This window comes from Metabacillus sp. SLBN-84 (genome assembly GCF_053629595.1).
The window spans coordinates 2884066-2909254 of sequence record NZ_JBRJIP010000001.1 but is presented as its reverse complement, the minus strand read 5'-3'; the positions used below and the strand labels follow the sequence as shown (position 1 = coordinate 2909254).

General features: G+C 44.3%; 23 protein-coding genes. 15 read left to right on the top strand and 8 right to left on the bottom strand.

Going from position 1 to position 25189, the window contains the following annotated elements; genetic code table 11:
• Positions 1-309 precede the first annotated feature (309 nt).
• A complete protein-coding gene (locus RKD52_RS14855; RefSeq protein ID WP_029281940.1) occupies positions 310-507 on the top strand; it encodes a cold-shock protein in 198 nt (65 codons plus the stop codon).
• 573 nt (positions 508-1080) lie between these two features.
• Here the strand turns inward: RKD52_RS14855 and RKD52_RS14850 are convergent.
• The gene (locus tag RKD52_RS14850) at positions 1081-2616 is read right to left on the bottom strand and encodes an FAD-dependent oxidoreductase (RefSeq protein WP_454100291.1); all 1536 of its coding nucleotides are present in this window, start codon (positions 2614-2616) and stop codon (positions 1081-1083) included.
• Between the two features lie 133 nt (positions 2617-2749).
• Here RKD52_RS14850 and RKD52_RS14845 point away from each other — a divergent pair, with 133 nt between their 5' ends.
• Both RKD52_RS14845 and abc-f read left to right on the top strand, forming a co-directional pair.
• Positions 2750-2884, top strand: a complete 135-nt coding sequence (locus RKD52_RS14845) for an RAxF-45 family protein (RefSeq protein ID WP_454100290.1) — start codon at positions 2750-2752, stop codon at positions 2882-2884.
• Between the two features lie 148 nt (positions 2885-3032).
• Positions 3033-4901, top strand: a complete 1869-nt coding sequence (gene abc-f, locus RKD52_RS14840) for a ribosomal protection-like ABC-F family protein (RefSeq protein WP_454100289.1) — start codon at positions 3033-3035, stop codon at positions 4899-4901.
• Between the two features lie 59 nt (positions 4902-4960).
• Here the strand turns inward: abc-f and RKD52_RS14835 are convergent, their stop codons facing one another.
• The 4 genes from RKD52_RS14835 to RKD52_RS14820 form a co-directional block, all read right to left on the bottom strand.
• Positions 4961-5317: a hypothetical protein gene (locus RKD52_RS14835; protein ID WP_051865114.1), complete on the bottom strand. Its 357-nt coding sequence runs from the start codon at positions 5315-5317 to the stop codon at positions 4961-4963.
• A gap of 64 nt (positions 5318-5381) precedes the next feature.
• Positions 5382-6176 (bottom strand): ABC transporter ATP-binding protein, encoded by a 795-nt coding sequence (locus tag RKD52_RS14830; protein ID WP_454101236.1) that lies wholly within the window; start codon positions 6174-6176, stop codon positions 5382-5384.
• A complete protein-coding gene (locus RKD52_RS14825) occupies positions 6169-7146 on the bottom strand; it encodes an ABC transporter permease (RefSeq protein WP_454100288.1) in 978 nt (325 codons plus the stop codon). Before RKD52_RS14825 ends, RKD52_RS14830 begins: the two co-directional genes overlap by 8 nt.
• A gap of 12 nt (positions 7147-7158) precedes the next feature.
• Positions 7159-8133: an ABC transporter substrate-binding protein gene (locus RKD52_RS14820; RefSeq protein WP_454100287.1), complete on the bottom strand. Its 975-nt coding sequence runs from the start codon at positions 8131-8133 to the stop codon at positions 7159-7161.
• A gap of 184 nt (positions 8134-8317) precedes the next feature.
• On the opposite strand from RKD52_RS14820, the gene RKD52_RS14815 reads away from it, so the two are divergent.
• From RKD52_RS14815 to RKD52_RS14805, 3 genes are all read left to right on the top strand, one after another.
• The gene (locus RKD52_RS14815; RefSeq protein WP_454100286.1) at positions 8318-9727 is read left to right on the top strand and encodes a sucrose-specific PTS transporter subunit IIBC; all 1410 of its coding nucleotides are present in this window, start codon (positions 8318-8320) and stop codon (positions 9725-9727) included.
• A 126-nt stretch (positions 9728-9853) separates the two neighbouring features.
• Positions 9854-10234 carry a hypothetical protein gene (locus tag RKD52_RS14810; protein WP_369732625.1) on the top strand — a complete coding sequence of 127 codons (381 nt, stop codon included), beginning with the start codon at positions 9854-9856 and terminating at the stop codon, positions 10232-10234.
• Positions 10235-10364: 130 nt separating this feature from the next.
• Entirely contained in the window at positions 10365-11609 is a 1245-nt protein-coding gene (locus tag RKD52_RS14805) for a helix-turn-helix domain-containing protein (protein ID WP_454100285.1), read from the top strand.
• 72 nt (positions 11610-11681) lie between these two features.
• Here RKD52_RS14805 and RKD52_RS14800 read toward each other — a convergent pair whose 3' ends face one another.
• Positions 11682-12623: a S8 family peptidase gene (locus RKD52_RS14800; RefSeq protein ID WP_454100284.1), complete on the bottom strand. Its 942-nt coding sequence runs from the start codon at positions 12621-12623 to the stop codon at positions 11682-11684.
• A gap of 188 nt (positions 12624-12811) precedes the next feature.
• Here RKD52_RS14800 and RKD52_RS14795 point away from each other — a divergent pair, with 188 nt between their 5' ends.
• A complete protein-coding gene (locus RKD52_RS14795) occupies positions 12812-13552 on the top strand; it encodes a TspO/MBR family protein (protein ID WP_454100283.1) in 741 nt (246 codons plus the stop codon).
• 344 nt (positions 13553-13896) lie between these two features.
• Here the strand turns inward: RKD52_RS14795 and RKD52_RS14790 are convergent, their stop codons facing one another.
• Entirely contained in the window at positions 13897-14364 is a 468-nt protein-coding gene (locus tag RKD52_RS14790) for a hypothetical protein (protein ID WP_454100282.1), read from the bottom strand.
• 85 nt (positions 14365-14449) lie between these two features.
• Complete coding sequence (aldA, locus tag RKD52_RS14785; RefSeq protein WP_454100281.1) at positions 14450-15898, bottom strand: aldehyde dehydrogenase; 1449 nt, start codon at positions 15896-15898, stop codon at positions 14450-14452.
• 175 nt (positions 15899-16073) lie between these two features.
• Here aldA and RKD52_RS14780 point away from each other — a divergent pair, with 175 nt between their 5' ends.
• The 8 genes from RKD52_RS14780 to RKD52_RS14745 all read left to right on the top strand — a co-directional run bounded on the left by RKD52_RS14780 (position 16074) and on the right by RKD52_RS14745 (position 25164).
• The gene (locus tag RKD52_RS14780) at positions 16074-16652 is read left to right on the top strand and encodes a TerD family protein (RefSeq protein WP_454100280.1); all 579 of its coding nucleotides are present in this window, start codon (positions 16074-16076) and stop codon (positions 16650-16652) included.
• 14 nt (positions 16653-16666) lie between these two features.
• On the top strand, positions 16667-17332 hold the full coding sequence (locus tag RKD52_RS14775) for a vWA domain-containing protein (protein WP_454100279.1): 666 nt from the start codon (positions 16667-16669) through the stop codon (positions 17330-17332).
• A 325-nt stretch (positions 17333-17657) separates the two neighbouring features.
• Positions 17658-18566 carry an N-acetylmuramic acid 6-phosphate etherase gene (gene murQ / locus RKD52_RS14770; protein ID WP_454100278.1) on the top strand — a complete coding sequence of 303 codons (909 nt, stop codon included), beginning with the start codon at positions 17658-17660 and terminating at the stop codon, positions 18564-18566.
• A 12-nt stretch (positions 18567-18578) separates the two neighbouring features.
• On the top strand, positions 18579-19436 hold the full coding sequence (locus RKD52_RS14765) for a MurR/RpiR family transcriptional regulator (RefSeq protein WP_454100277.1): 858 nt from the start codon (positions 18579-18581) through the stop codon (positions 19434-19436).
• Positions 19437-19460: 24 nt separating this feature from the next.
• Positions 19461-20831 (top strand): PTS transporter subunit EIIC, encoded by a 1371-nt coding sequence (locus RKD52_RS14760; protein ID WP_369732639.1) that lies wholly within the window; start codon positions 19461-19463, stop codon positions 20829-20831.
• Positions 20828-21838, top strand: coding sequence for a MupG family TIM beta-alpha barrel fold protein (locus tag RKD52_RS14755; RefSeq protein ID WP_454100276.1), 1011 nt, complete (start codon positions 20828-20830; stop codon positions 21836-21838). The genes RKD52_RS14760 and RKD52_RS14755 overlap by 4 nt, the downstream gene beginning before the upstream one ends.
• Before the next feature lie 28 nt (positions 21839-21866).
• Positions 21867-23225: a penicillin binding protein PBP4B gene (gene pbp4b, locus RKD52_RS14750; RefSeq protein WP_454100275.1), complete on the top strand. Its 1359-nt coding sequence runs from the start codon at positions 21867-21869 to the stop codon at positions 23223-23225.
• Between the two features lie 19 nt (positions 23226-23244).
• Positions 23245-25164 (top strand): glycoside hydrolase family 3 protein, encoded by a 1920-nt coding sequence (locus tag RKD52_RS14745; RefSeq protein WP_454100274.1) that lies wholly within the window; start codon positions 23245-23247, stop codon positions 25162-25164.
• Positions 25165-25189 lie beyond the last annotated feature (25 nt).

Below are 25189 nucleotides of genomic sequence, written 5' to 3'. Positions count from 1 at the left end.
ATATCTTAATATGATTGAAGAGCAAAAAGTATAAAAATAGGCCAATTGTAAGAAAAGTGTCACAATTGAGAGGCGGGCTCAAGGCACAGAAGAACTGACATGTGCGCTGCTGAGAATACGCACACAGTCAGATAGATTCATACTTTAAAAAGATACTAGAAACGGTTGCGGGTTCTTTCGGCTTTTGTTATAATGAAAGTACTTATTTTTGTTCGTAATATGATTAAAAAGGCACTCGTCTTGAAGAATATTATTTAGAGCAGGGATAGTAATACAATTGTGCGCTTGGCGCACGAGGAGGATACACACATGTTACAAGGTAAAGTTAAATGGTTTAACGCAGAAAAAGGTTTCGGTTTCATCGAAGCAGAAGGTCAAGAAGACGTATTCGTACATTTCTCTGCTATTCAAGGCGAAGGCTTTAAATCTTTAGAAGAAGGCCAAGAAGTTACTTTCGAAATCGTTGAAGGCGCTCGTGGACCACAAGCTGCTAACGTTCAAAAGTAATGACTGAAAAAAGACTCCTGTAAAGGAGTCTTTTTTTTTGTGTGTTTTGGGGGAGTGAAGCACAATTAAATCACGGCAAGCGTTGGAATCCTACCCTCCAAAACCGAAAATCGATCTGGGAGGGTATGTAAGCGGCTTAATCGTACCCTCCGAAACCGTAAAACGATCTGGGAGGGTAAGAAGGTGCCTGAATCGTACCCTCCGAAACCGTAAAACGATCTGGGAGGGTAAGCAAGTGCGTGAATCCTACCCTCCGAAACCGAAAAACGATGTGTGAGGGTAAGCAAGTGCGTGAATCCTACCCTCCAAAACCGAAAATCGATCTGAGAGGGTAAGCAAGCGTCGGAATCGTACCCTCCGAAACCGTAAAACGATCTGGTAGGGTAAGCAAGCGTCGGAATCGTACCCTCCAAAACCGTAAAACGATCTGGGAGGGTAAGCAAGCGTCGGAATCGTACCCTCCGAAACCGAAAAACGATGTGTGAGGGTAAGCAAGCGGCTTATTCGTACCTTCCGAAACCGTAAAACGATGTGGGAGGGTAAGCAAGCACCCTGGTGCCACCCCTCCAAAACCTACTCTTCTTTTATCACCTTCAGCGGCTTATCAGCCGGCCCTTCTATTACATCACCCTTATAAGAAAATCTCGATCCATGACACGGGCAGTCCCAAGAGCGGTCTCCGCTGTTCCATTCCACTTCGCAGCCAAGGTGGGTGCAGGTCATGTCCACAAGGTGAAGCACACCTTGTTCATCTTTATAGCCTCCGGCTTTTTTCCCGTTTACCATCACCGCACAGCCTTCATCAGCATGAAGATCCTCAGGTGTCTTTGATGGACGCTTGATTTTACCTGCTATTAAATGCTTTGCCACATCGGCATTTGCTTTCAAAAATTCTTTTACACCAGGGTCAGAGTGAAAGCGGCTCGGTGTGAAAAGATCAAGATAGCGTGATTCTTTCTTCACAATTAAATCCCTTAGCATGTGTGCAGCAAACGTGCCGTTTGTCATGCCCCATTTATGAAAGCCTGTAGCTGCGTAGATAGTGGGATTGCTTGATGTGAGGGGGCCGATGTACGGGATTTTATCCAATGTAAACAAGTCCTGTGCAGACCACCTGTGTGTAATTTCCTCCAGGCCAAAAATCTCTTCTCCAAAACCTTCGAGCTTTTCATACAGCTTGTGGGTATCTTTTTCCTGGCCTGCTTTATGGCCTTCGCCTCCGATTAAGACGACATCCTGACCGCTGGAGGATGCGGATCTGAGCGAACGTTTAGGCTCATCGACACTTAAATACATGCCGCCGGGATACGGTTTTGAAGTTTTAGCACTAATGACATAGGAACGATCGGCATACATTCTGGCAAAATAGAAGCCGTTTCCGTCGTAAAAAGGAAAATGAGTCGCTGCAATGACATGTTCACAAGTGATCTCAAATCCTTCATTTGAAAGCAGAACAGGCTCTTCTTTTGTGCCTTTCACGTCAATTATCGCTGAGTTTTCATAAATCTGTACACCGGCCTTCATCATTTCTTCAAGAAGGGCCTGCAAATAATTCAGCGGATGAAACTGAGCCTGATTTTTAACACGCAGTGCTCCTTTAATCTCGATATCAAGCGGGATCTGATCAACGTATTCATAAGGAATCCCAATGGCATCGTAAGCATCTTTTTCCTTCAGAAGTTTGTCCAGAGATTCATCAGAAACGGCATAGAGAATAGCATCCTGAATGCTGAAATCACATGGAATGTTTTTTTCTTCAACGGTGTTTCTAATAAAATCAAGTCCTGCCAGGTTCGCTTCATAATAGTGTTTGGCGCCATCTGTTCCGACATGCTGGGTCAGTTCGTGATAAATAAGATCATGCTGAATGGTAACTTTAGCAGTCGTGTGGCCGGTCGTGCCATTGAGCAGACAATCAGAGTCAATTAGTGCGACCTTAAGTCCTTCTTTCGCAAGAAGGTAGGCTGAAGTTATGCCGGTAATCCCCCCGCCGACTACAGCTGCATCAACCGTTATGTGCTTTGAAAGTTTAGGGAAATCGGGAAGACTTGAGGTGTCTCTCCAGTAAGGTTCAGGAAACCGGGGCAGTTTCGAGTTCGTATTTTTCATATGTAATCCTCCTCCTGAGTCATCATTAGCGTATCCTCATGGCAAAAATACATGTATTTGGAAAAATGGATTGATAATTCTGAAAGCGGCGGGTTATAATAGGTATACTTTAAGGAACGGAGGTGGATGAGAGATGAACAGTTTGAATGTGATGCACGGGAAAGAATTATCATACCTTTATTTATGTCGTGCAATTTTTCATGCAATTGCTCTTAACGGGATACGTATGCCCTTTTTCAGCAACTGCATAGACACATTCAAACGTTAAGAAGATTCTCTTATCCACAAGTGATGCGGAGGGCTTATTAGCTCTCCGTTTTTTTGTTTTGGCGAATTCAGATAAACTCGCTGATGAACCGGGATAAGCAGGAAACTGCTTATTCTGGTTTTTTTATATTTGAAAGGGGTTCCTAATTATGACGATTTGTTCGGTTCAGGGATTAACAAAATCATACGGAAGCCAGCTGATTTTTGAAAAGCTGAGCTTTGAAATAAATGAAGGCGAAAAGATTGGGTTTACAGGCAGAAATGGGACAGGGAAAACGACGATCTTTAAGTGTCTGTCAGGAATTGAACAGCCTGATGAAGGCACAATCGCGATTAAAAAAGGAAAAAAGATCGGCTATTTGGCTCAAATACCTGTTTTTCATGACGGTGCGACTGTGGAAGATGTGCTGAGAGAGGGGATCTCGGAACTGACAGAACTGGCAGCTGAGCTATCTGAACTTGAGATGAAAATGGCTGAGGCAAAAAATCCTCATCTGCTTGAAAGGGTGATGGAGCGTTACGGCAGCTGCAGGCAGCAATTTGAATTGCTAGGAGGCTACGAAATGGATGCGAAGGTGCAGGCGGTTGCCTGCGGCCTGAAGCTTCAGGAACTTCTGAATGAAAAATTCCAGGCGATAAGCGGCGGAGAAAAGACGAAAGTTTCACTTGGCATGATTCTTTTAAAGCAGCCGGATATTCTGCTTCTTGATGAACCGACCAACCATTTGGATATTGCAGCTGTAGAATGGCTTGAAACCTATCTGAAAGAATATAAAGGGACCGTTGTCGTAATATCACATGACCGCGCATTTCTGGATGAGGTAGCAGGTAAAATCCTTGATCTCGAAGGCGGGGAAGTGACTGTCTACCACCATAATTATTCAGGTTTCATCACCCAAAAACAAAAAAAGCTGCTGGCGGAATTTCAGGCATACCAGGATCAGCAGAAAAAAATCAAAAAAATGAAAGAAGCGATTAAAAGGTTGAAAGAGTGGGCGAATCAGGCTAATCCGCCAAACGAGGGCCTTCACAAGCGGGCAAGAAATATGGAGCGTGCGCTCATGAGAATGGAGAAACTGAAACGGCCTGTCCTGCAGCATAAAAAAATGGACCTGTCCTTTGAAGGGACTGACAGAAGCGGAAAAAGAGTCGTAAGTCTTGATGGTGCTTCAAAAGCATTTGGAGGTCGGACCATTCTAGAAGAGATTTCACTGGATATTCAGTACAAGGACAGAACCGCCATTGTCGGCGAAAACGGGTCAGGTAAATCGACTTTGCTGAAGATGGTCATGGGCCAGGTAGAACCTGACAGCGGGGCTGTGAAAATAGGCAGCAGCGTTAAGATCGGCTATCTTTCCCAGCAGCTTATGCTTGGTGATACAGACACATCTATTATTGATTTTTTCAGAGAAGATGTGCATGCATCTGAGGAAGAAGCCCGTCACATTCTTGCAGGATTTATGTTTTATGGTCCGGCAGTTTTTAAAAAACTGAAACATACAAGCGGCGGTGAACGGATGAGAATTCAGCTTGCAAAGCTTATGCAGCAGGATTTGAACGTGCTTATTTTAGATGAGCCGACAAATCATCTGGATATTGATTCCAGGGAAGTGCTTGAGGATGCAATTGAACAGTTTGAGGGAACAATCGTGGCAGTTTCCCATGACCGTTTTTTCCTCAACAAGCTTTTTACAAAGACCTGCTGGATCCATCAGCAAAAGCTCTTCTCCTTTGAAGGCAATTATGCGTGGGCGCGTGAAAAAATGCAGCCTGTGATGAATCAGTCTCCAAAAGGCATAAAAGAAAACCAGCCTTCAGTTATTAGAACGAAACAACCGAAAACACCAGTGCAGGAAAATGAAGAGGACGTGCTGAATAAAATTGAACAGCTTGAAAATGATGTGTATGAGATTGAACAGAATATGAATAAACAAAGTGAACTAAATGAGTTGATCCTTCTTAACCGCCGAAAAGAAGAAATAGTAAGCGAAATTGAACGTCTGTATAAAAGACTTTAGAACAAAAAAATCCGCTGCCTGTGCAGCGGATCTTTTTGGTGTTGAGTAAGTTCATGGAGTTACTTGAAATTTTCTACGCTTTCCGGATTATCCGAATGATTGTCTTTCAAAATGCCATTTTCTTCGATATGCCGTTTGGCTTCTTCATCGCCAAGCAAATAAATCATGCCGTATATTTTTCTCATCGAATCGTCATAGGCTTTATTTTCAGCATCATGGTGATATTCGCGGAATGGAACTTGTGCACGCTGGAAGGTCTGAAAGTCAGCCGAGCTGTTCTCGCTGTAATAGGACTTCAGCTGATCAATTTCAGCCGGAGTGGCATACAGTTTGAAGCTTGGACTTGATTCTGCAGGATTCTGAAGAATTTCTCCGCTTGCGACGTCAATATAGTACGTTTGTTTTTCCTGATTCATCCTATCCATCTCCTTTTAGTGATTTGTCTTTCTTTACCACTAATCGGAGAAATGTAACCCTCTATTAACTCAGCATGACTTTGTCTGACAGTGAGCTTCCGCCTTTTATTTTTGAAAATTCGTTCAGGAGGGAGGAAACAGTCAGTTTTTTCTTTTGATCTCCCTCAGCCTGAAAGATTATTCGTCCGCCGTCCATCATGACAAGGCGATTGCCAAGGTCGACTGCCTGCTGCATATTGTGTGTGATCATCAGAGTCGTTAACTGCCCTTCTGAGACAAGCTTTTCCGTGAGGTTTGTAATAAGGTCAGCCCGTGAAGGATCAAGTGCAGCTGTATGCTCATCAAGCAGGAGTATTCCGGGATTTGTGAACGTGGCCATTAAAAGGGAAAGCGCCTGCCGTTCCCCTCCTGAAAGCAGCCCGACTTTTGCAGAGAGTCTGTCTTCGAGTCCAAGGCCGAGCGTCGTTAGCTTTTCCTTAAAAAATGCTTTTCTCCTGGCTGTAACGCCGGGTCTCAGTGTGCGTTTATGGACACGTGCATAGGCTATGGCGAGATTTTCTTCTATCGTGAGAGCTGGTGCAGTTCCGGCCATCGGATCCTGAAAAACGCGGCCGAGGTATTTTGCGCGCTTGTGCTCGCGCAGGTTTGTGATTGCTCTTCCTTCAATCAGCACGTCCCCGTAATCAGGAAAAAGTCGGCCTGATATAACGTTCAGCAATGTGGATTTACCTGCTCCATTGCTGCCGATTACGGTTACAAAATCTCCTTTTTTAAGAGAAAGGGAAAGCCCGCTCAAAGCTTTTTTCTCATCGGGAGAACCTTCATTAAACACTTTTTCAATCTGCTTCAGCTCAAGCAATGTGAACATCTCCCTTTCTCCTGAGAAGTTTTTTCCTTTTTTCTTTCTGTTTTGCAAGCAGCTGCGGCACGACGAGCGCCGCGATGACGATGGCTGCCGTAATCATCTTCATATCGCCTGTCTCAAGGAAGTCTGCTCTGAGCGCAAGCGCAATAATAATGCGGTAGAGGATGGCTCCAATGATAACAGCTAGAGTTGCCCGGATAATCGTTTTTGTTCCGACGAGGGCTTCCCCGATAATGACAGATGCAAGGCCAATAATGATCATCCCGATCCCCATGCCAATATCGCTGAATCCCGAAAATTGGGCGATGAAAGCACCTGAAAAGGCAACAAGTGCATTGGAGATACCGAGACCGATAATTTTCAGAAGATCCGTATTGGCTGAAAAGCTTGAAATCATTTTTTCATTATCACCGACAGCGCGGATGGCAATGCCGATCTCTGTTTTAAGGAAATAATCAAGCGAAAGCTTTATAAGGACAATAAGGGCGCACATGGCTGCGAGAACCGACCATGTTTTCGGGATAAATGCTTCAAGACCTGCTGATACAAAAACAGACTGCATAAATGCGTCAATTCCAAGCTGGTTCCAGCCATCAAGCAAAACAGAAAAGACGGTGCTTTCCTGAAGCAGAGGGACGTTTGACTGGCCCATAATCCGCAGATTAATCGAATATAAGGCAATCATCATCAGGATTCCTGCAAGCAGGGGATTGATTTTCCCTTTCGTGTGAAAAATTCCAGTAAGACACCCTGCAATAAATCCGGCGGCAAGGGCCGCCAGAGTTGCGAAAAAAGGGTTAACTCCATTTACAATCAATGCAGCACATACTGCGGCACCTGTGACAAAGCTGCCGTCTACGGTGAGATCCGGAAAATCGAGAATCCTGAAGGAAAGGTACACACCAAGAGCCATGATGGCGTAGATCAGTCCGGATTCAACAGAAGAAAATAGGGCAGTAAACATGGTGTGTCCTCCTTAATCAATAAATTCAGCGTCTTTAAAGTCTTTCATTTCAACATTCATCGCTTCAGCCGCTTTTTTGCTGACCTGCAGTTTTAACTTCTGCGGGTAATCGACAGGGATTTCTCCCGCTTCTTTTTCTCCCTTAAGGATGTCAGCTGCTTTTAAGCCTGCTTCATATCCAATATCCCCGTAGTCAAATCCGTAAGCTGCAAAACCGCCTCTTGCTACAGAATCAAGCTCCCCGACAAACAGGGGCAGGTCTTCATCCCCTGCAACAGAAATAACAGACTCCAGCGCGGATACAACTGTATTATCAGTAATAATATAGAAAGAATCTACTTTTCCGACTAAGCTTTCAGCGGCCTGCTTCACTTCAGCTGAAGTTGAAACAGAAGCTTCAACAATTTCAAGGTCTGTTCCCTTTGCTGCTTTTTTAACAAGATCAATTTGAGCAGCCGAATTTTGCTCACCGGAGTTATAAATCATTCCAATCTTATTGCCGTCCACATTTTCATCTATAAATTTGACCGTATTTGGAATGGCATCAGGGTGAGTATCTGTCGTTCCGGTAATGTTTGCACCCGGTTTTTCAAAGCTTTCGACAAGGCCCGCCCCAATTGGATCCGTGACTGAAGTGAAAACAATCGGTATGTCTTTTGTTGCATTGAGTGCGCTTAGAGCACTTGGTGTGGAGTTGGCAAAAATCAGATCAACGCCGTCGCCGACAAAGTTGCTTGCAATGGTCTGATTATTATTCTGATCGCCGCCTGCAATCTGGACGTCATAGTCAACCTTGAGACCTTCATCTTTCAGAGCTTTTTGAAACCCTTTTAAAGCAGCATCAAGAGAAGGATGCTCGACAATTTGAGTGACACCCACCTGATAAGTCTTTTCGCCGCTGTTTCCGGCCGTTTCTTTACTTCCGCAGCCTGCAGCTATCAGCATGCTTGACAGTGCAATTCCCATTCCGATGTTTTTCCAGTTCATTAGACATTCCCCCGTTTTATTCGCTTTTACGCTTTTATGCTTTTATTCATTAAATTATACCGCAAGATTTTGTTTCGACAATCATTATTTTCTGATTTGAGTGAAATTTCAGCTATTTTTTCTGTTTAAAAGAAGATAAAATGAGGGAAATTACAGGTATGTCAAATACATCCAGGAGGATTCCATGTCAGACACCCGGAAAATTGCCGAAGAAGTCATCGAGGCACTAGGAGGCCGTGAAAATATCATATCTGTGTCGCATTGTGCCACAAGGCTTCGCGTAATGGTAAAAAGGAAAGAAGGCATCGATCAAAAAAAAGCGGAGTCCATTGATAAAGTAAAGGGAGCTTTTTTTAATTCAGGGCAATATCAGCTGATTTTCGGAACAGGAACGGTGAACCGCATCTATGAAGAGATTGCTGCTCTTGGTGTAACCGGTTCTGAAAAGGCTGAACAGAAAGAGGCAGCAGCAAGAAGCGGCAACTTGTTTCAAAGAGCCGTCCGCACGTTTGGGGATGTATTTGTTCCAATCATTCCAATTCTCGTTGCTACAGGGCTTTTTATGGGGATTAGAGGTCTTATCCTCCAGGAGCAGGTGCTTGCCTTTTTCGGCATGAAACCTGAACAGATTCCGCAAAATGTCATTACGTTTTCAGAGGTGCTGACGGATACAGCCTTTGCTTTTCTTCCAGCACTCGTTGCATGGTCTGCATTCAGGGTTTTCGGGGGGAATCCGGTCATTGGAATGGTGCTTGGTTTAATGCTTGTAAGTCCTGCCCTTCCAAATGCCTACGATGTGGCGGCAGACAAAGCCGAGGCTCTGACATTTTTCGGATTTATTCCGGTTCTTGGCTATCAGGGTTCTGTCCTCCCTGCATTTATCGCAGGACTTATAGGAGCAAAACTTGAGCGATCGATCAGAAAACATACAAGAGAATCGCTTGATTTGATTTTGACTCCGTTTTTAACGCTTTTATTCATGATCATTCTTTCTCTTTTTATAATAGGACCTGTTTTTCATACAGTTGAAGAGGTTATCCTGAACAGCACAGTAGCCATTTTAAACTGGCCGTTTGGCATAAGCGGTCTCATCATAGGTTCATTAAATCAGCTGATCGTTGTAACAGGTGTCCATCACGTGTTTAACCTGCTTGAGATACAGCTGCTCGAGCGCTTCGGATACAATCAGTACAATGCGATTATCACGTGTTCTGTCGTTGCGCAGGGGGGAGCGGCGCTTGCTGTCGGCCTGAAAACCAAGTCGAAAAAACTAAAGGCCATTGCACTGCCGTCTTCTTTTTCTGCTTTGCTTGGAATTACAGAACCTGCCATCTTTGGTGTGAACCTCCGCTATATTAAACCGTTTATCATGGCGTTGATCGGAGGCGGCATCGGAGGGTTTGCTGCATCTCTTGCAGGCCTTAAAGCGACAGGAATGGCGATAACGGCAATCCCGGGAGTCCTGCTGTATCTAAATGGCCAGATTATCATGTACCTGGCTGTGAATTTTCTTGCAGTCGCAGCGGCATTTGTCCTGACGTGGCTGTTTGGGTTTTCAGATAAGATGATTGATTTTGACGATGAAAAGAAATAAACTCCTAAAAATTCACAGATATATAACAAACGGGTAAAAACTATATTACAAAATGATGATATGAAACATTGGGCCTAAGACAATATGTATACTGAATTGTAACAGATTGGATTAGGTGGCATAGAAATGAACATAAATGAGAGAGCATTAGTACATCTATCGGGCATCTATTCAAAGATATTGGGGTATTTGCTGGTTCATCGGGATGCCGACGGAAATGTCTCATATGACATCAGTGATCTGTCGGATGAACTTGGATTGTCAAAGCGGACCGCTATTCTCAGAATGCAGCAGCTTGAGCAGTTTGGGGCCATTCAGACAGAAAGGCAGGGTGTGTGCAGAATTATCACCACCCGCATTGAAAAAACACCGATAAGCCTTTGCTATCAGGCTTTATATGCTTTGAAAAGAAAGCCCGGCCTTGCAGAAGATCCTTTGAAGCTGGCTGATGAAATGAATGTGGATGAAAAAGATGCAGAAATGATTCTGCACGTTCTTTCAAAATAATGAAAATGAATACCTCCGGGCTGCCGGGGGTATTTTTGGTGTCAAAAAAATATTCTTCCTGAACACGAACCAATCAATTGGGCATGCCGTTATAATAATTTTATAGAGATGCTTAGGGGGATGACACACCATGCTGGAAGGGAAAATCATAAAATTTTACCGTGAACTCTACAACATTAAGCAAAAGGACCTTGGGGATGCAATCTGTTCAGCAACGCACATCAGCAAAATAGAACGCGGGCTGACAGAGGTATCGAAAGAAACCATTCAACTGCTCTGCGAGCGGCTTGGGATCAGCATCGAATCAGAAATTGAGAACTACCATAAGATTAAAAAACTTCTTAATGAATGGCATGAAGCCATCATCCACAAAAGCCATTCAAAAACCGAAGCGGTTAAACAGCAGCTGGAAAGCAGCCGCCTGCTTCAGATTCAGGACTTTCACCGTACATATACGCTTATTTTAGCCAGATACTATCTTTCATCTTCTAAAAATGAAGAAGCAGGTGCCCTTTTAAACGAGATGCGCCTTTGGAGCGGCCTGTCCCCATATGAACAAAATCTTCTGCTGCATATCCAGGGGAATTATCATTTGAGAGCCCAGAATGACTACTTTAAAGCAATTGCCGTGTTAAAAGAAATTAATCTTGCAGAATATTCTAACCGTGAATATTATTACGACCTGGCACTGGCTTACCATTCCATCCATTCGAATGTCCTTGCGTATTTTTATGCGGGTAAAGCCCTGCAGTTCTTTACAGAAAACAGAAGCCTGTCACGAATAATTGAAACGGAAATGCTTATGCTGATTCAGCTGGAGCAATCAGATGATGCTGTTTTTCAAAACAAAGAATATCAGCGTCTCATAGAGATGTCAGGAGATTACGGGCTGGATCATCAGCAGGCGCTGCTGCACCATAATTTCGGATATCATCAGCTCAGGCAGGGGGAATTTACAGCTGCTGCAGAATACTACAAAAAATCTGCCGATAAACGGCAGCCCGGAGATCCCAATTACCTTGGTTCTTTTGAAGGATATGTGAATGCTCTGTCCAAAGAGGGGCTGACAAAGAAGGAAGAACTGGCAGCCCTTGCAGAAAAGGGTCTGTCACTCGCCGAAAAAGACGACAATCGGACTTTTATTCATTTCTTTACGATGCACCTATTCAAAATAAACGGGGAAATCGAATCCTACTATGAGTACATAGAAAATCATGCCTATCCGCATTTTAAAGAACTTGGATATGTTCTTCCGGCACAGCATTACGGTTTATTGCTGTTTGATTATTACATGGAAAAGGGCGATTTGATAAAGGCTAATGACTTCGCTAAAGCGCTTATAGAGAAATTCAGGAGGAACAATCAATTTGTTTGAGCGGATTTTTTCAGATGAGTACTTGAGATCATACAAAAAGAGCCATCATCTTATGCGGATGATGGCTCTTTCTTATTCTTCTGAAGCTCCTTCGGCGGCTTCGCGGAGCAGGTCAGGCGCTGTCAAGTAGAGCAGCCCATTGCCTTCCAGCGTTTTTGGATTGCCATGCGGAACCGTGCGCTTAATCAGCTGAGCGTAAACTTCAGCTTCAGTCAGCGTCCTGTCAAATTCTTTTTCTTCAAGCTCTTTTATTAAAGCAAGTGCACCTGAAACGTGCGGGGTGGCCATAGAAGTCCCGCTGAATGCAGCATATTCACCTCCGGGTATAGTAGAAACAATCCGCTCACCCGGTGCAACTAAATCCAGTTCATTGTTTGAATTGGAAAAAGGGGAAGACACCCTGTTAAATCCAACTGAGCCAACCGAAATCACTTCATTATATGAGCCTGGATAAGAATATTCCGATGTTCCGCCGTCCTGGTCTCCTTCATTTCCCGCAGCACAGACGATGGAAATCTGATTCGCAGCGGCTTTTTTTACCGCTTTGCGAAGCTCAGAATGATCAGAAGGTCCTCCAAGTGACATGGAAATAACATCCACTTTCTGTTCAATGGCGTAAAGAATGCCTTTTACAATCCAGTCGTACTCACCGCTTCCCGTGTCTCCTGCGAGCACTTTTACAACGAGAATTTTTGCCTGCGGGGCAACACCCACATATTTTGATGCGGCTATTGTTCCTGCGACATGAGTACCGTGGCCGTGGTAATCAGTCACCCGGTTTTGGTCCCCATTGTCATCGGTCGTAAAATTCCGCGCGCCTGCTATATTGCCGCGCAGATCAGGGTGATTGATGTCACAGCCGGTATCGAGCACTGCGATGGTGATGCCCCTTCCGCGGATTCCCTTTTCCCAAAGCTTTGGGGCTTGGATCATTTGAACACCTTCTGAATTGGTTTTCACATTTTTAACGATCGGACCATATTTATGGGGGAGCAGCCTTACTTGTCCTCTCATCTCTCCCTCTCCTTTACTCGTAATGCTTTAGATATATGATAGCGTGAGCAAAAGCATGATGAATGATCAGAAGAAACTCATGACTCGTTCAAAACTCCCAAATGTGTTTTGATTATTTTAATTTGACTAATAAAGGGTATGAAAAAAAGACAAGCAAAATACACTATTGTGAAAAGGAGGAGGTCATCATGAAGAGATTTTCCGGTTTTGCCCTTCTGAATGCGGCGGGATATGTTCTCGTCATTGTCGTTAACTATCTCGCAAATGCCCTGCCGCTCAATGGACAGACATCAGCTGAAGTGTCTGACAGTATTCCGGTTTTATTCACGCCTGCAGGCTATGCATTTTCCATCTGGGGACTGATTTACCTGCTGCTTGGAATTTGGACGGCAAGACAATTTTTTGTGAATGAAGAAGAACGCATGAACTATGCGAAGATTGGCATTTGGTTTTTCCTTAGCTGCATCTTTAACAGCCTATGGCTATTTGCTTTCCATTATGAACTGTTTCCGGTCTCGCTGCTTGTCATGCTGGCACTGCTGATTTCCCTGATTGTCGTGTATACACGCATTCAGCGTCTTCCAGAACGGAAATGGCTGATGAGAACACCATTTTCGATTTATCTAGGTTGGATTTCAGTTGCAACAATCGTAAACTTTTTCATTTTCTTTTATACGGCGGGCATCGAGTCATTCCTTGGCTTGAACGAGCTTGCCTGGGCAGTTATTATGCTGATTGTCGGCGCCGTGCTGGCCGTCTTGTTTACATTTAAAAATGATGATGTCTATTATCCGCTTGTCTTCATCTGGGCGTATATTGCCATTTATGTTATGCAGGATCCGGCCGCCATAAAAAGAACCGTTGTCATAACCGTGATTGTGATTGCAGCGGCTGTTCTGGTAAAACTCATTCAGAAGCTTCGGAAATAAAGAAAGTGATGCTGAGACCTAACAATTTCAGCCATGAAAAACACCGAACCAGGGTATATACTGGTTCGGTGTTTTTTCATATTAAAAGATTAGAAAAAGCTCATCAATCGGGTTAGTGCTGCCACTTTTATCGGAAAAGAAACCTAAATAGTGGCGTGATTAGGGAGAGTGGCGCATTTTTTTTAAAAAAGAACCTCATTAGCGGCATCACTCGGCTTAGTGGCGCCACCTATATCATAGTTGAATCCTCGTTAGTGGCGCCATGCCGTAAAGCAGCATCGTTTTTACGAATTTCTTCAATTGAACTTCCTGACTATTCTAAATAACATGTTTTGTTCAAGTCCCTATGATGATTCTTTTTTAAAACTTCCTTCCAGTATCTTCTGATAGCCATAAATCAGAGCAGCATAGGAAACGGAAAGTGCAAAGAGGCTGTGCTTATTTAATTTCTTAAGCTTATATAAACCTGTTTTTTCGAAAAGGTAAGTCAGAGGATAGGCCAATAGGAAATCCATGGCCGCATTGAGCAGCATAAACCTCCAAAATCTTCCGTATGTAAGGTGGAATATCCAGAGGGTTCCTGAAATGAACGGGCCGAATATAAAGCTCAGATCTCCCCATAAGCGGTTCTTTCTGCCGCCTTTAATTGTCCACAGCTGATAAGGTCCTGCAATCATTGTCTCAACTGCCAAAAGCAATGAGACCAGAAATGAGGCAGGAGAAAAGCGAAGGATAGAAGCTGGCTTTAATAAAAACAGGCTTCCCCATGAGAGAATAAGAATGATGATTCTGATCGGTTTTGAATAAGTCACAAAAAATCCCTCCTGTTATTCATCATGCTCGAATGGGGGAGGAATTATGAAAAAACGTCCAGGCAATTGCCTGAACGTTTTTTTATTATGCTTTTTTGTCGTCATACTGCATGTAAACAGCGTGTGTGACGGTAAAGTCCTCAATCCCGTGTTTGCCGTCAGCTCCGCCAAGCCCTGATTTGCGTAGGCCGGCATGATAGCCTTGAATGGCTTCGAAATTTTCACGGTTTATGAAGGTCTCGCCGAACTTCAGTTCATTGGCAGCCCGCATGGCTTCATGGACATTATCTGTATAGATGGAAGATGAAAGACCAAAATCTGAATCATTTGCAAGCTCAATGGCTTCATCAAGGGTTTTGTAGGTCATAATCGGGAGCACCGGACCGAAGATCTCTTCCTGAATGATTTCTGAGTCCTGACTCACGTTCGTAATGACTGTAGGTTCATAAAAGAAACCTGAAGTCATCTCTGCCCGTTTGCCGCCTGTAAGAATTTTAGCACCTGCCGCAACAGCGTTCTGAACCATTTTTTCTACCGTTTCCAGACGATCCATACTGACGAGAGGTCCCATTTCAGACTCCCTGTCTGAAGGCATTCCAACCTTCGTATCCTTCATTGCCTGCGTCATCTTCTCAATGAATTCCTCAGCTACGTCTTCATGAACATACACACGTTCAGCATTTGTGCAGGCCTGTCCGGAATTTGTGATTCTTGATGTTTTGATGCTCTTAACGGCAGTATCCAAATTGGCATGCTTCGTAACGATGGCAGGTGCTTTTCCTCCAAGCTCAAGGTTGACCTTGGTAATGTTTTTAGCAGCGGCTTCCATCACCTTTGTTCCTGCTTTTACACTTCCTGTCATGGTAATAATGCCGACTTTGGGGTGGGAGGCCATCACATTGCCGATTGTTGAACCTTTACCGGTGATGAAATTATATACTCCCGTCGGAATGTCCTTCATTTCATCGATGATTTTTGTGAATTCTGCCGCCGTATTTGGTGTCTGCTGACTTGGCTTAAGGACGATTGAGCATCCTGTAATCAGAGCGGTTGCGACCTTTCTTGCCAGAATAAAGACCGGGAAGTTCCAGGGAACAATTCCTGCCACAACCCCTATCGGCTTTCTGAACATCAGAATGTTCTCGTTCGCACGGTCGCTCGGGATAATTTCTCCCTCTATTCGCCTTGCCCATTCGGACATATAGTAAAAATAATCAATGGCCGTGTCGATTTCTCCGCTCGCCTGTTCATAAGGCTTGCCCTGTTCTTCCATCAGCAGCTCTATAAAGGTATCGCGGCGGTCTTTTACTCTGTCCCCAAGAGCTCTTACAATTTTCCCTCTTTCTGCAGAAGGAACCTTTTCCCATTTCTTCTGTGCTTCAAAAGCTGCTTCAATTGCCTTATTCGCATCTTCCTCTGTTCCTGCAAAAATGGACGAAATGACTTCCTCTGTCGCCGGATTGAGGACCTCAATTGTTTCCTTTGATGTGGAATCGATGTACTCACCATTAATATATAATTTATGTGTCTTCATGATTGGCCTCCTTCTATCATTCTTCTAAACTGTTCCACTCACGCTTTTTCTTTAAACATCATCAGCACGGGGAATGTGCAGCGAAAAAATGGAAATTGAAACTTTATTGTGTTAGATTCGTAGTACAATAGAAGCGGAATTCCTTTATTGGAAAATACTTTTAGGGGTGATTTACTTGTCAATTTCTTTATCAAAAGGTCAGCGCATCGATCTTACAAAGACAAATCCGGGATTAACAAAAGTCATAATCGGACTGGGCTGGGATACGAATAAATATTCAGGCGGCAGAGATTTTGATTTGGATGCCTCGGCATTTATGGCAGATGCAGGCGGAAAGGTTCAAAACGATCACGAATTTATTTTTTACAACAATCTGAAGAGTCCGGACGGGGCAGTCGAACATACTGGCGACAACCGAACAGGTGAAGGAGACGGAGATGATGAGCAGATGATCATCGATTTTTCCCTGATGCCGTCCCATGTTGAGAAAATAGGTATTACCGTAACCATCCATGACGCAGATGCACGAAGCCAGAATTTCGGACAGGTTTCAAACGCATTTGTACGTGTTGTGAATGCCGACACCTCTGAGGAAGTTCTCCGCTATGATCTTGGAGAAGACTTTTCGGTAGAAACAGCAGTTGTCGTCTGCGAATTGTACAAGCACGGCCAGGACTGGAAGTTCAATGCCATCGGCAGCGGTTTCTCCGGAGGACTTGGTGCGTTATGCCGAAACTATGGACTTGATGTCTGAGAGGAGACTTTAAAATGAGCTCGATCAATTTGATGAAAAAAACAGCAGGAATCGTACTTGAGAAGAAAAAGCTCACCGGAGTCGTCGCCCGGGTAGGTCTTGTTCTTGATATTTCCGGTTCAATGCGGACCCTCTACAAGGATGGAACCGTGCAAAAAGTAGTTGAGAGAATTCTTGCAGTGGCAAGCCAGTTTGATGATGACGGGATGCTTGACGTCTGGGTGTACGACAATGAATTTACAAGACTTCCTTCAGTCACAGAAAGAGATTTCGAAAACTATGTAAACAGGGAGATTCTCTTTAACGATTCTATACATAAATTCGGGCGCAACGATGAACCGCCGGTCATGTTTGATGTCATGACAAAATATTTAAAGGAAGAGCCAAGCAGAGATCCTGCGTTTATCGTTTTTATCAACGACGGAGGCTGCAAAAGCACCATTAAAAAACCGGTTGTCTCATCTTCTGATAAGCCGCTTTTCTGGCAGTTTGTCGGGATTGGAGATTCCAATTTTAAAGTGCTTGAAAATCTTGACACAATGGAAGGCAGGTTCATCGACAACGCAAACTTCTTCCATGTGCAGAACATCGATGCAATGACAGATGAAGAGCTGTATGACCGCTTGCTGAATGAGTTTCCGGACTGGATCAGAGAAGCAAAGGGCAAACGAGTATTGTAAATTTGAGGCCACAGGGCTTAATCCTGTGGCCTTTTTTTGAAAAATCATTCCTTTTTCCTGTTTGCATGAGAAAAGCGGCAAAGAAACCAATCTTTTTTCATGCAAGGTTCTCAATAAATGAATCAAATGACCCGAAAAAAGCGGACTTTTACATAATTTACAATTTAAAAAACAGGCCGGCACCTCTTGCTGTCTAGTCATAAAAGCGCTATCATGGACGTATAATCTGAAATGTAATTTCAAAATAATTAAGTTTAAATTGAAATTATGTTTAGGTTAAAATATACTGAATAGTAAGAATTTTGTTAGGAGGCAACATCCTTTTATGGAAAAACAGCTGCGTTCATTAACGACAGAATTGAGAAATGAACAAACAATGAAGATTGACAGCGCAAGCACGCTTGAAATCCTCTCAATCATGAATAACGAGGATATGAAAGTAGCGGTGGCAGTGCAAGAGGTGCTTCCTGAAGTGAAGGCGGCCGTAGAGTTTGCCTATGAATCTCTGAAAAAGGGAGGAAGAATCATTTATATTGGCGCAGGCACAAGCGGCAGGCTCGGAGTCCTCGACGCTGTCGAATGCCCGCCAACCTTCAGTACATCTCCGGATACAGTCATTGGACTGATTGCCGGGGGGGAACGTGCTTTCGTTAAAGCGGTAGAAGGAGCAGAAGACAGAGAAGATTTTGGAGTGAATGATTTAAAATCCATCCAGCTTACAGCTAATGATACGGTAATAGGCATTGCCGCAAGCGGAAGAACGCCATATGTTTACGGAGGCCTTCAATATGCTAAAAGCATCGGGGCTAAAACAGTCGCTCTTTCATGCAACAAAGATGCGAAAATTTCGGAGGCAGCGGAAGTCGGCATAGAAGTGATTGTAGGCCCTGAAGTTGTAACGGGTTCAACAAGAATGAAAGCGGCTACTGCCCACAAGATGGTTTTAAACATGATCTCAACAGCATCCATGATCAAAATCGGAAAAGTGTATGAAAATCTGATGGTTGATGTGAATGTGAGCAACTACAAGCTGAAAGAACGGGCCGTCAGCATTATTCAGACGTTAACTGGAGCAGATTACGAGACGGCAAAAGCGGCACTTGAAAAAGCGGAGCTTAAAGTAAAGCCGTCCATTGTGATGATTAAAGCGAAAGTCGCGTATGACGAAGCATCTGATTTATTGCTTCGTGCAGACGGAGATGTCCGAAAAGCCATCTCACTTCATGAAGGATAAGGAGCGGAAGCTATGACAACCGGAGCTCTCTCCATTATCCAAACGATGCTTTCCAAGCTGCCGCAATCTGAACAAAAGCTTGCCGAATATATTCTCAAACACCCGCATGAAGTGGTAAACAGCACTGTAAGCGAACTCAGCACATCTGCAAAGTCAAGCGGCGCAGCTGTTGTCAGGCTCTGCAAATCACTTGGACTCAAAGGATTTCAGGATCTGAAAATGAGAATTGCCGGCGACCTGATGAAGTCTGTTGAACAAGGCTACCGTGATATTGAGCCTGGTGAATCTCTTTACAGAGTTGTTGAGAAAACGACAAGCAATACGATTCAGATTATAAGAGATACAGCGGAAATCATTGATCATGATAATCTGAAAATGGCAATCAGCATGCTCATGAAGGCGAAAAACGTTCACTTCTGCGGGGTAGGCGCATCAAACATCGTCGCGCAGGATGCCCAGCAAAAGCTGATCCGCATCAACAAAGGAGCAACTGCCTTTACAGATATGCATCTTGTTGCAACATTGATAGCAAATGCACAGCCGGACGATGTGCTTTTCGCCATTTCGTTTTCGGGTGAAACGAAGGAAATCGTCAATGTGATGAAACTTGCAAGAGAAAGAGGAGTGAAAACGATTGGACTTACCCATTTCGGGCAGACAACCGTTTCCTCACTCAGCGATGTCTCGCTTCATACTTCTTTCTCAAATGAAGCTCCTTTCAGGAGTGCTGCGACGTCATCACGGCTTGCGCAGCTGTATATGATTGATATTTTGTTCCTCGGAATGGCGACCGAGCAGTATGATAAGACCGTTCAATATATTGACAATACAAGAGCGGCGATCAAATCAATGACAGAAAAAATGAAATAGGCACTACAAAAGGGGGATTACAGGATGGCTAAGGGGAATAACAGAAACTTACTCATTGCCGAGCAGCTGCTTGAGCATCTTGGAGGAGCAGAAAACGTCAGTGCATCTACACACTGCATGACGAGGCTGAGAGTTTCTCCGCATGACAAATCAAAAGTAAATATGGATGCCATTAAAAAAACAGACGGTGTTCTTGGGGTTGTAGAGGAAGAAACGATTCAGATTATCCTTGGACCCGGAGCTGTCAACAAAGTTTCGGCCGAGTTTGAAAAGCTGCTTGCAGCAGCGGATGGATTCGACTTAAAGGATGCCGCATCGAAAAACAAATCCGAAATTGATAAAAAAAATGCAAAGCCGTTTAAACTGTTTCTCAGAAGAATTGCAAGCATCTTCATTCCGCTGATTCCGGCACTTGTCGCCTCCGGTTTGATTACCGGTATTACGAAAGCGGTTGTTCAGGCAGAGTGGCTTGCAGCCGATTCGCAGCTGGCCATTATTTTAACGGTTATCGGTTCAGGACTGTTCGCTTACCTTGGAATTTTAGTCGGTACAAACGCGGCAAAAGAATTTGGCGGTTCGCCGGCGCTTGGCGCACTCGCAGGAATTCTGGTCATTAACCCTGCAGTTGGCGATATTGCCCTGTTCGGCGAGAATCTTCTTCCAGGACGCGGCGGCTTAATCGGAGTCCTTTTCGCTGCCATCTTTATCGCTTTCGTTGAAAAGCAGGTGCGCAAATTTGTTCCTCAGTCTCTTGATATTATAATTACACCTACAATTGCACTTTTAATTACAGGGATCGTAACTTATATCGTATTCATGCCTGTTGGAGGTTTTGTATCGGATACGATCACAAAAGGACTTCTCAGCGTACTTGATCTTGGAGGAGTAGTAGCCGGCTTTGTACTTGGAGCTACGTTCCTTCCGCTTGTTGTAACAGGCCTTCATCAGGGTCTGACACCTGTACATCTTGAGCTGATAAATTCAATCGGCGATGATCCGCTTCTTCCGATTCTTGCAATGGGAGGCGCAGGTCAGGTAGGGGCAGCCTTTGCCATCTACTTTAAAACAAAGAAGAAAAGCCTTAAGCGCGCAATTGGCGGCGGCCTTCCATCAGGAATGCTCGGAATCGGCGAACCGCTGATCTTCGGTGTCACACTGCCTCTTGGCCGTCCGTTCCTGACAGCATGTCTTGGAGCAGGAGTAGGGGGAGCCTTCCAGGCCCACTTTGATATTGCGACAATTGCAGTCGGTGTATCCGGCCTGCCGCTGACATTCCTGGTCCACACAAACCAGATTATTCTTTACCTTGCCGGACTCGCCATCTCTTACGCTGCAGGTTTCATCTTTACGTATCTATTCGGATTTAAAGACGAAATGGCAGCTGAGTTCAAGTGATCGGCATATCATTTTATCTTCAGGACCCGCATGCAGAACAGCAGATTCTGCATGCGGCAGCATCAGGCGTGAAGCGGGCGTTTACCTCGCTTCACATTCCTGAAGAAAAGGGAAACCTGAAGCAGAGGGCAAAAGAGCTGCTGGAACTTGCAGAAAAACATGACATTGGGATCCACGCCGATGTATCACCTTCCACACTAAAGCATCTTGACATACATAAATTCGAAGAGCTTTCTGCATTTGGAGTCAGGGGAATCAGACTAGACGACGGATTCGATGAAGCAGCGATTAAGTCACTTTCATCCGTTTTTTCCCTCTCTATTAATGCGAGCACAGTCACAGAGTCTGAGCTTTCAGCTTTGCTGGAAAACGGCTTGGAACCTCAAAAAATCATCGCATGGCACAATTTCTATCCGAGAAGAGAAACCGGTTTAGACGAAGAATTCTTTCATTCTCAAAATGAGCTGTTCAGAAAATACGGCATTGAGACAGCAGCTTTCATTCCAGGTGCAGGGACAAAAAGAGGACCGCTGTATGATGGACTGCCAACTTTAGAGAAACATAGAAACATATCCTCCTATGCAGCCGGTGTCGAACTGCTTCTAAAGGTCAATCACGTCTATATAGGCGACCCGGGTACAGAAGACAGCCTGATTGAAAAATTATCTCTTTATAAAAAACAGAATATTCTCATTTTAAGGATACTTTCAGACCAGTTTACAGGCGGCTTTTATCAGTTTCGGCCAGATGCATCAAGAGATGTTTTCAGACTAAAAGATACGCGATTGGCTGAAGAGGTAAAACCATGCAATACGATCGAACGGCAAATAGGAATGATTACGATGGATAACAGCGGATACGGCCGCTACAGGGGAGAAGTCCAGATTTGCAGGCGGGTGTTAGCGGCAGATGAAAGAGTGAATGTCATCGGGAGAGTGATAGATGAGGATTTGCCGCTTTTGAATCTTGCCCTGCCCGGTCAAAAAGTGAAGATCGACGCGGTTTAAAAAAATACGGAAAACAAAGGGGAAACGTATGAAAAAATGGACAGCCAGCGCACTTAGTTCAGTTCTTGCTCTATCGCTTATCGCACCATCAGCATCGTTTGCAGAAATCGCTGAAAAAGCCTCGCCTAAAGCTAAAACCGAGTACACAGTTCTGACGAAAGCAAAAAAACCTGAAGAAGCGGGTTTCTCTTCTGAAAAACTTGAAAAAGTAGACCAGCTGATTGAAAAAGAAGTCGCAGCCGGGTTTCCCGGAGCCGCTCTGATTGTCATAAAAGACGGCAAAATCGTAAAAAATGAAAGCTACGGCTACAAACAAAAATTTGACGGACATACACCGCTCAAGAAATTCTTGAAGATGGAGAACGATACATTATTTGACCTCGCCTCCAATACAAAAATGTATGCTGCAAACTTTGCTCTTCAAAAACTGGCAAGCGAAGGAAAACTGGATGTTTACGACAAAGTTCAAACGTACATTCCGGAATTTAAGGATTCAGAGTCTGATGTGATAAAAGGCAAAGATACGATGCGAATTATAGATGTCCTCCATCACACAGCAGGATTTAAGCCTGACCCGCAATATCATAACCCTGCAGTATCAAAGGAACTGTATTCGCAGGAGCGGGAAAAAACAATCGCCAATATCAACAAGACGCCTCTTACATATGAACCGGGAACAAAGAATATTTACAGCGATGTAGATTATATGCTTCTTGGCACAATCGTTGAAAAAATTACCGGACAAAAGCTTGATCAATACGTTGAAAACGAATTGTACAAGCCTTTGAAATTGAAGGATACAGTCTTTAATCCGCTGCAAAAAGGGTTTAAACAGAAGGAAATCGCAGCAACAGAACTGATGGGCAACACCCGTGACGGCATCATCAGCTTCCCGAACATCAGAACATATACGCTTCAGGGGGAAGTTCATGATGAAAAAGCCTTCTATTCTATGGAAGGTGTATCAGGACACGCAGGTTTGTTTTCAACCACACAGGACCTTGCCGTTCTTCTTCAAGTGATGCTTAATGGTGGAGGCTATGGAAAGGAGAAGCTTTTTGACAGAGAGGTTATTGAAGAATTCGTAGAGCCTTCTGACATGAATGGAACGTACGGACTCGGGTGGAGATTAAATGGAAACGACAGCATGGACTGGATGTTCAGCGAATATGCAAGCGACAGCGCATATGGTCATACAGGCTGGACAGGCACTGTCACAATCATTGATCCTGAGTATGACCTTGGCATCGTTCTTTTAACAAATAAAAAGCACTCTCCGCTTGTGAATCCGGCTGCCAATTCCAATCAATTCTTCGGCGATCTGTTTACAACAGGCAGCTATGGAAGTGTAGTAACCGCTGTTTATGAAGCTATGGAAACCAATTAAAAATAAGGGGATGGGTAACATGGGGAAAAAGAAATGGATATCCGCCGCTCTTGCAGCGGTCCTGTCAGTATCAGCTTTAGCCGGAATCAAGCCGGCAAAAGCTTCGGCAGAAACAGATGTGAAAGCCATTGTAGAAAATATGTCCGTTGATGAAAAAATCGGACAGATGCTGATGCCTGATTTCCGCAACTGGAAAAAAGAAGGGGAAAGCAAAGCGACAGGCTTCACGGTTATGAACGATGAAGTCGGCGGCATCATTCAGAAATATCACCTTGGCGGAGTGATTCTTTTCGCAGAAAACGTTGTCGGGACCGAACAGACAGCACGGTTAACGGACGGCCTTCATCAGGCAAGCCCTGATATTCCGCTCTTCATTACAATCGATCAGGAAGGCGGGATTGTCACACGTCTTCAGACAGGGACAAACCTTCCGGGCAATATGGCACTTGGTGCTGCAAGAAGTGAAAAATATGCCTATCAAACCGGTGAAATTGTCGGCAAAGAACTTTCCTCTCTCGGAGTGAACGTTAACTTTGGTCCGTCGGTTGATGTGAACAATAATCCGGGGAATCCGGTAATCGGCGTCCGTTCGTTCAGTTCCAATCCAGAACTTGTTTCAAAGCTCGGCATTCAGACAATTAAAGGACTGCAAAGCCAGAACATGGCTGCAACAACAAAGCATTTCCCGGGACATGGCGATACAGCGACAGACAGCCATTACGGACTTCCTATCGTGACGCATGACAAAGAAAGGCTTCGTGCCGTGGAGCTCGCTCCATTCCAAAAAGCCATTGATGAAGGCGTTGACATGGTCATGACGGCTCATGTTCAATTCCCGGCATTTGACGATACAACGTACATCAGCAAAAAAGACGGTCAGGAAATTTTGGTTCCGGCAACCCTTTCCAAAAAAGTTCTTACAGGACTGCTTCGCGAAGAAATGGGCTTTGACGGCGTCATTATTACGGATGCCTTGAACATGAAAGCCATCGCTGACAACTTCGGTCAGGAAGAAGCTGTTGTTCTTGCACTGAAATCCGGTGTGGATATCGCATTAATGCCTGCACAGGTAAATTCTCTTGATATGGAACAAAATCTCGCATCTGTCTTCAATGCTGTGAAAGAAGCAATCTCAGAAGGGGAACTTCCGATTGAGCAGGTGAATGCATCTGTTGAGCGCATTCTTAAACTGAAGGAAAAACGCGGCATCTTAACACCTGATTCAACTCCAATTGAGGAAAAAGTAGAAAATGCACTTGAAGTGGTCGGAAACAAAGATCACCTGAAAAAAGAAAAGAAAATGGCAGAAGATGCTGTCACACTTTTGAAAAATGAAGACAAAACACTTCCTTTCAAGCCGAAAAAAGGCGAAAAAGTATTGGTGCTTGCACCGTTTGCAGATCAAGTAGAAGCGATGACACGCAGCATCAAAGAATTAAAAGGCAAGAAAAAAGATGTTGAAGTCTCAGGCTATGCTTTCTCGGGAAAAACATTCGGTCCTGAAACAGCTGCGATGATTGATCAGGCTGACTATATCATCACCGGTTCCTATGTGGTGAAAAACGACCCTGCTGTAAACGACGGCGTCATTGACGACTCGGTTCAGGATTCAAGCAAATGGGCAACAGCTTTCCCGAGAGCAGTCATGAAAGATGCACAGTCAAAAGGCAAAGATTTTGTTCTTATGAGCCTGCGCAATCCGTATGACGCAGCAAATTTTGAAGAAGCAAAAGCTGTCATGGCCGTTTACGGCTTCAAAGGCTATTCAAACGGCGCATACAGACAGCCAAACATCCCGGCCGGAATCAGAACAATTTTCGGAGAGTCAAATCCAAAAGGTAAGCTTCCTGTCGACATTCCATCCGTCACAAATCCAGAAGAAACGCTCTATCCGTTCGGATACGGACTGGACATCCGCTCAGGCAAACAGCTTAAATAATCTGATGTAAGGGAGAGGCTGAAAT

Bases quoted from the DNA above. Each gene is read 5' to 3' on its own strand.
- RKD52_RS14855 (WP_029281940.1), top strand. From the start codon at position 310: ATGTTACAAGGTAAAGTTAAATGGTTTAACGCAGAAAAAGGTTTCGGT.
- RKD52_RS14850 (WP_454100291.1), bottom strand. From the start codon at position 2,616: ATGAAAAATACGAACTCGAAACTGCCCCGGTTTCCTGAACCTTACTGG.
- RKD52_RS14845 (WP_454100290.1), top strand. From the start codon at position 2,750: ATGAACAGTTTGAATGTGATGCACGGGAAAGAATTATCATACCTTTAT.
- abc-f (WP_454100289.1), top strand. From the start codon at position 3,033: ATGACGATTTGTTCGGTTCAGGGATTAACAAAATCATACGGAAGCCAG.
- RKD52_RS14835 (WP_051865114.1), bottom strand. From the start codon at position 5,317: ATGAATCAGGAAAAACAAACGTACTATATTGACGTCGCAAGCGGAGAA.
- RKD52_RS14825 (WP_454100288.1), bottom strand. From the start codon at position 7,146: ATGTTTACTGCCCTATTTTCTTCTGTTGAATCCGGACTGATCTACGCC.
- RKD52_RS14820 (WP_454100287.1), bottom strand. From the start codon at position 8,133: ATGAACTGGAAAAACATCGGAATGGGAATTGCACTGTCAAGCATGCTG.
- RKD52_RS14815 (WP_454100286.1), top strand. From the start codon at position 8,318: ATGTCAGACACCCGGAAAATTGCCGAAGAAGTCATCGAGGCACTAGGA.
- RKD52_RS14810 (WP_369732625.1), top strand. From the start codon at position 9,854: ATGAACATAAATGAGAGAGCATTAGTACATCTATCGGGCATCTATTCA.
- RKD52_RS14805 (WP_454100285.1), top strand. From the start codon at position 10,365: ATGCTGGAAGGGAAAATCATAAAATTTTACCGTGAACTCTACAACATT.
- RKD52_RS14800 (WP_454100284.1), bottom strand. From the start codon at position 12,623: ATGAGAGGACAAGTAAGGCTGCTCCCCCATAAATATGGTCCGATCGTT.
- RKD52_RS14795 (WP_454100283.1), top strand. From the start codon at position 12,812: ATGAAGAGATTTTCCGGTTTTGCCCTTCTGAATGCGGCGGGATATGTT.
- aldA (WP_454100281.1), bottom strand. From the start codon at position 15,898: ATGAAGACACATAAATTATATATTAATGGTGAGTACATCGATTCCACA.
- RKD52_RS14775 (WP_454100279.1), top strand. From the start codon at position 16,667: ATGAGCTCGATCAATTTGATGAAAAAAACAGCAGGAATCGTACTTGAG.
- murQ (WP_454100278.1), top strand. From the start codon at position 17,658: ATGGAAAAACAGCTGCGTTCATTAACGACAGAATTGAGAAATGAACAA.
- RKD52_RS14765 (WP_454100277.1), top strand. From the start codon at position 18,579: ATGACAACCGGAGCTCTCTCCATTATCCAAACGATGCTTTCCAAGCTG.
- RKD52_RS14760 (WP_369732639.1), top strand. From the start codon at position 19,461: ATGGCTAAGGGGAATAACAGAAACTTACTCATTGCCGAGCAGCTGCTT.
- pbp4b (WP_454100275.1), top strand. From the start codon at position 21,867: ATGAAAAAATGGACAGCCAGCGCACTTAGTTCAGTTCTTGCTCTATCG.
- RKD52_RS14745 (WP_454100274.1), top strand. From the start codon at position 23,245: ATGGGGAAAAAGAAATGGATATCCGCCGCTCTTGCAGCGGTCCTGTCA.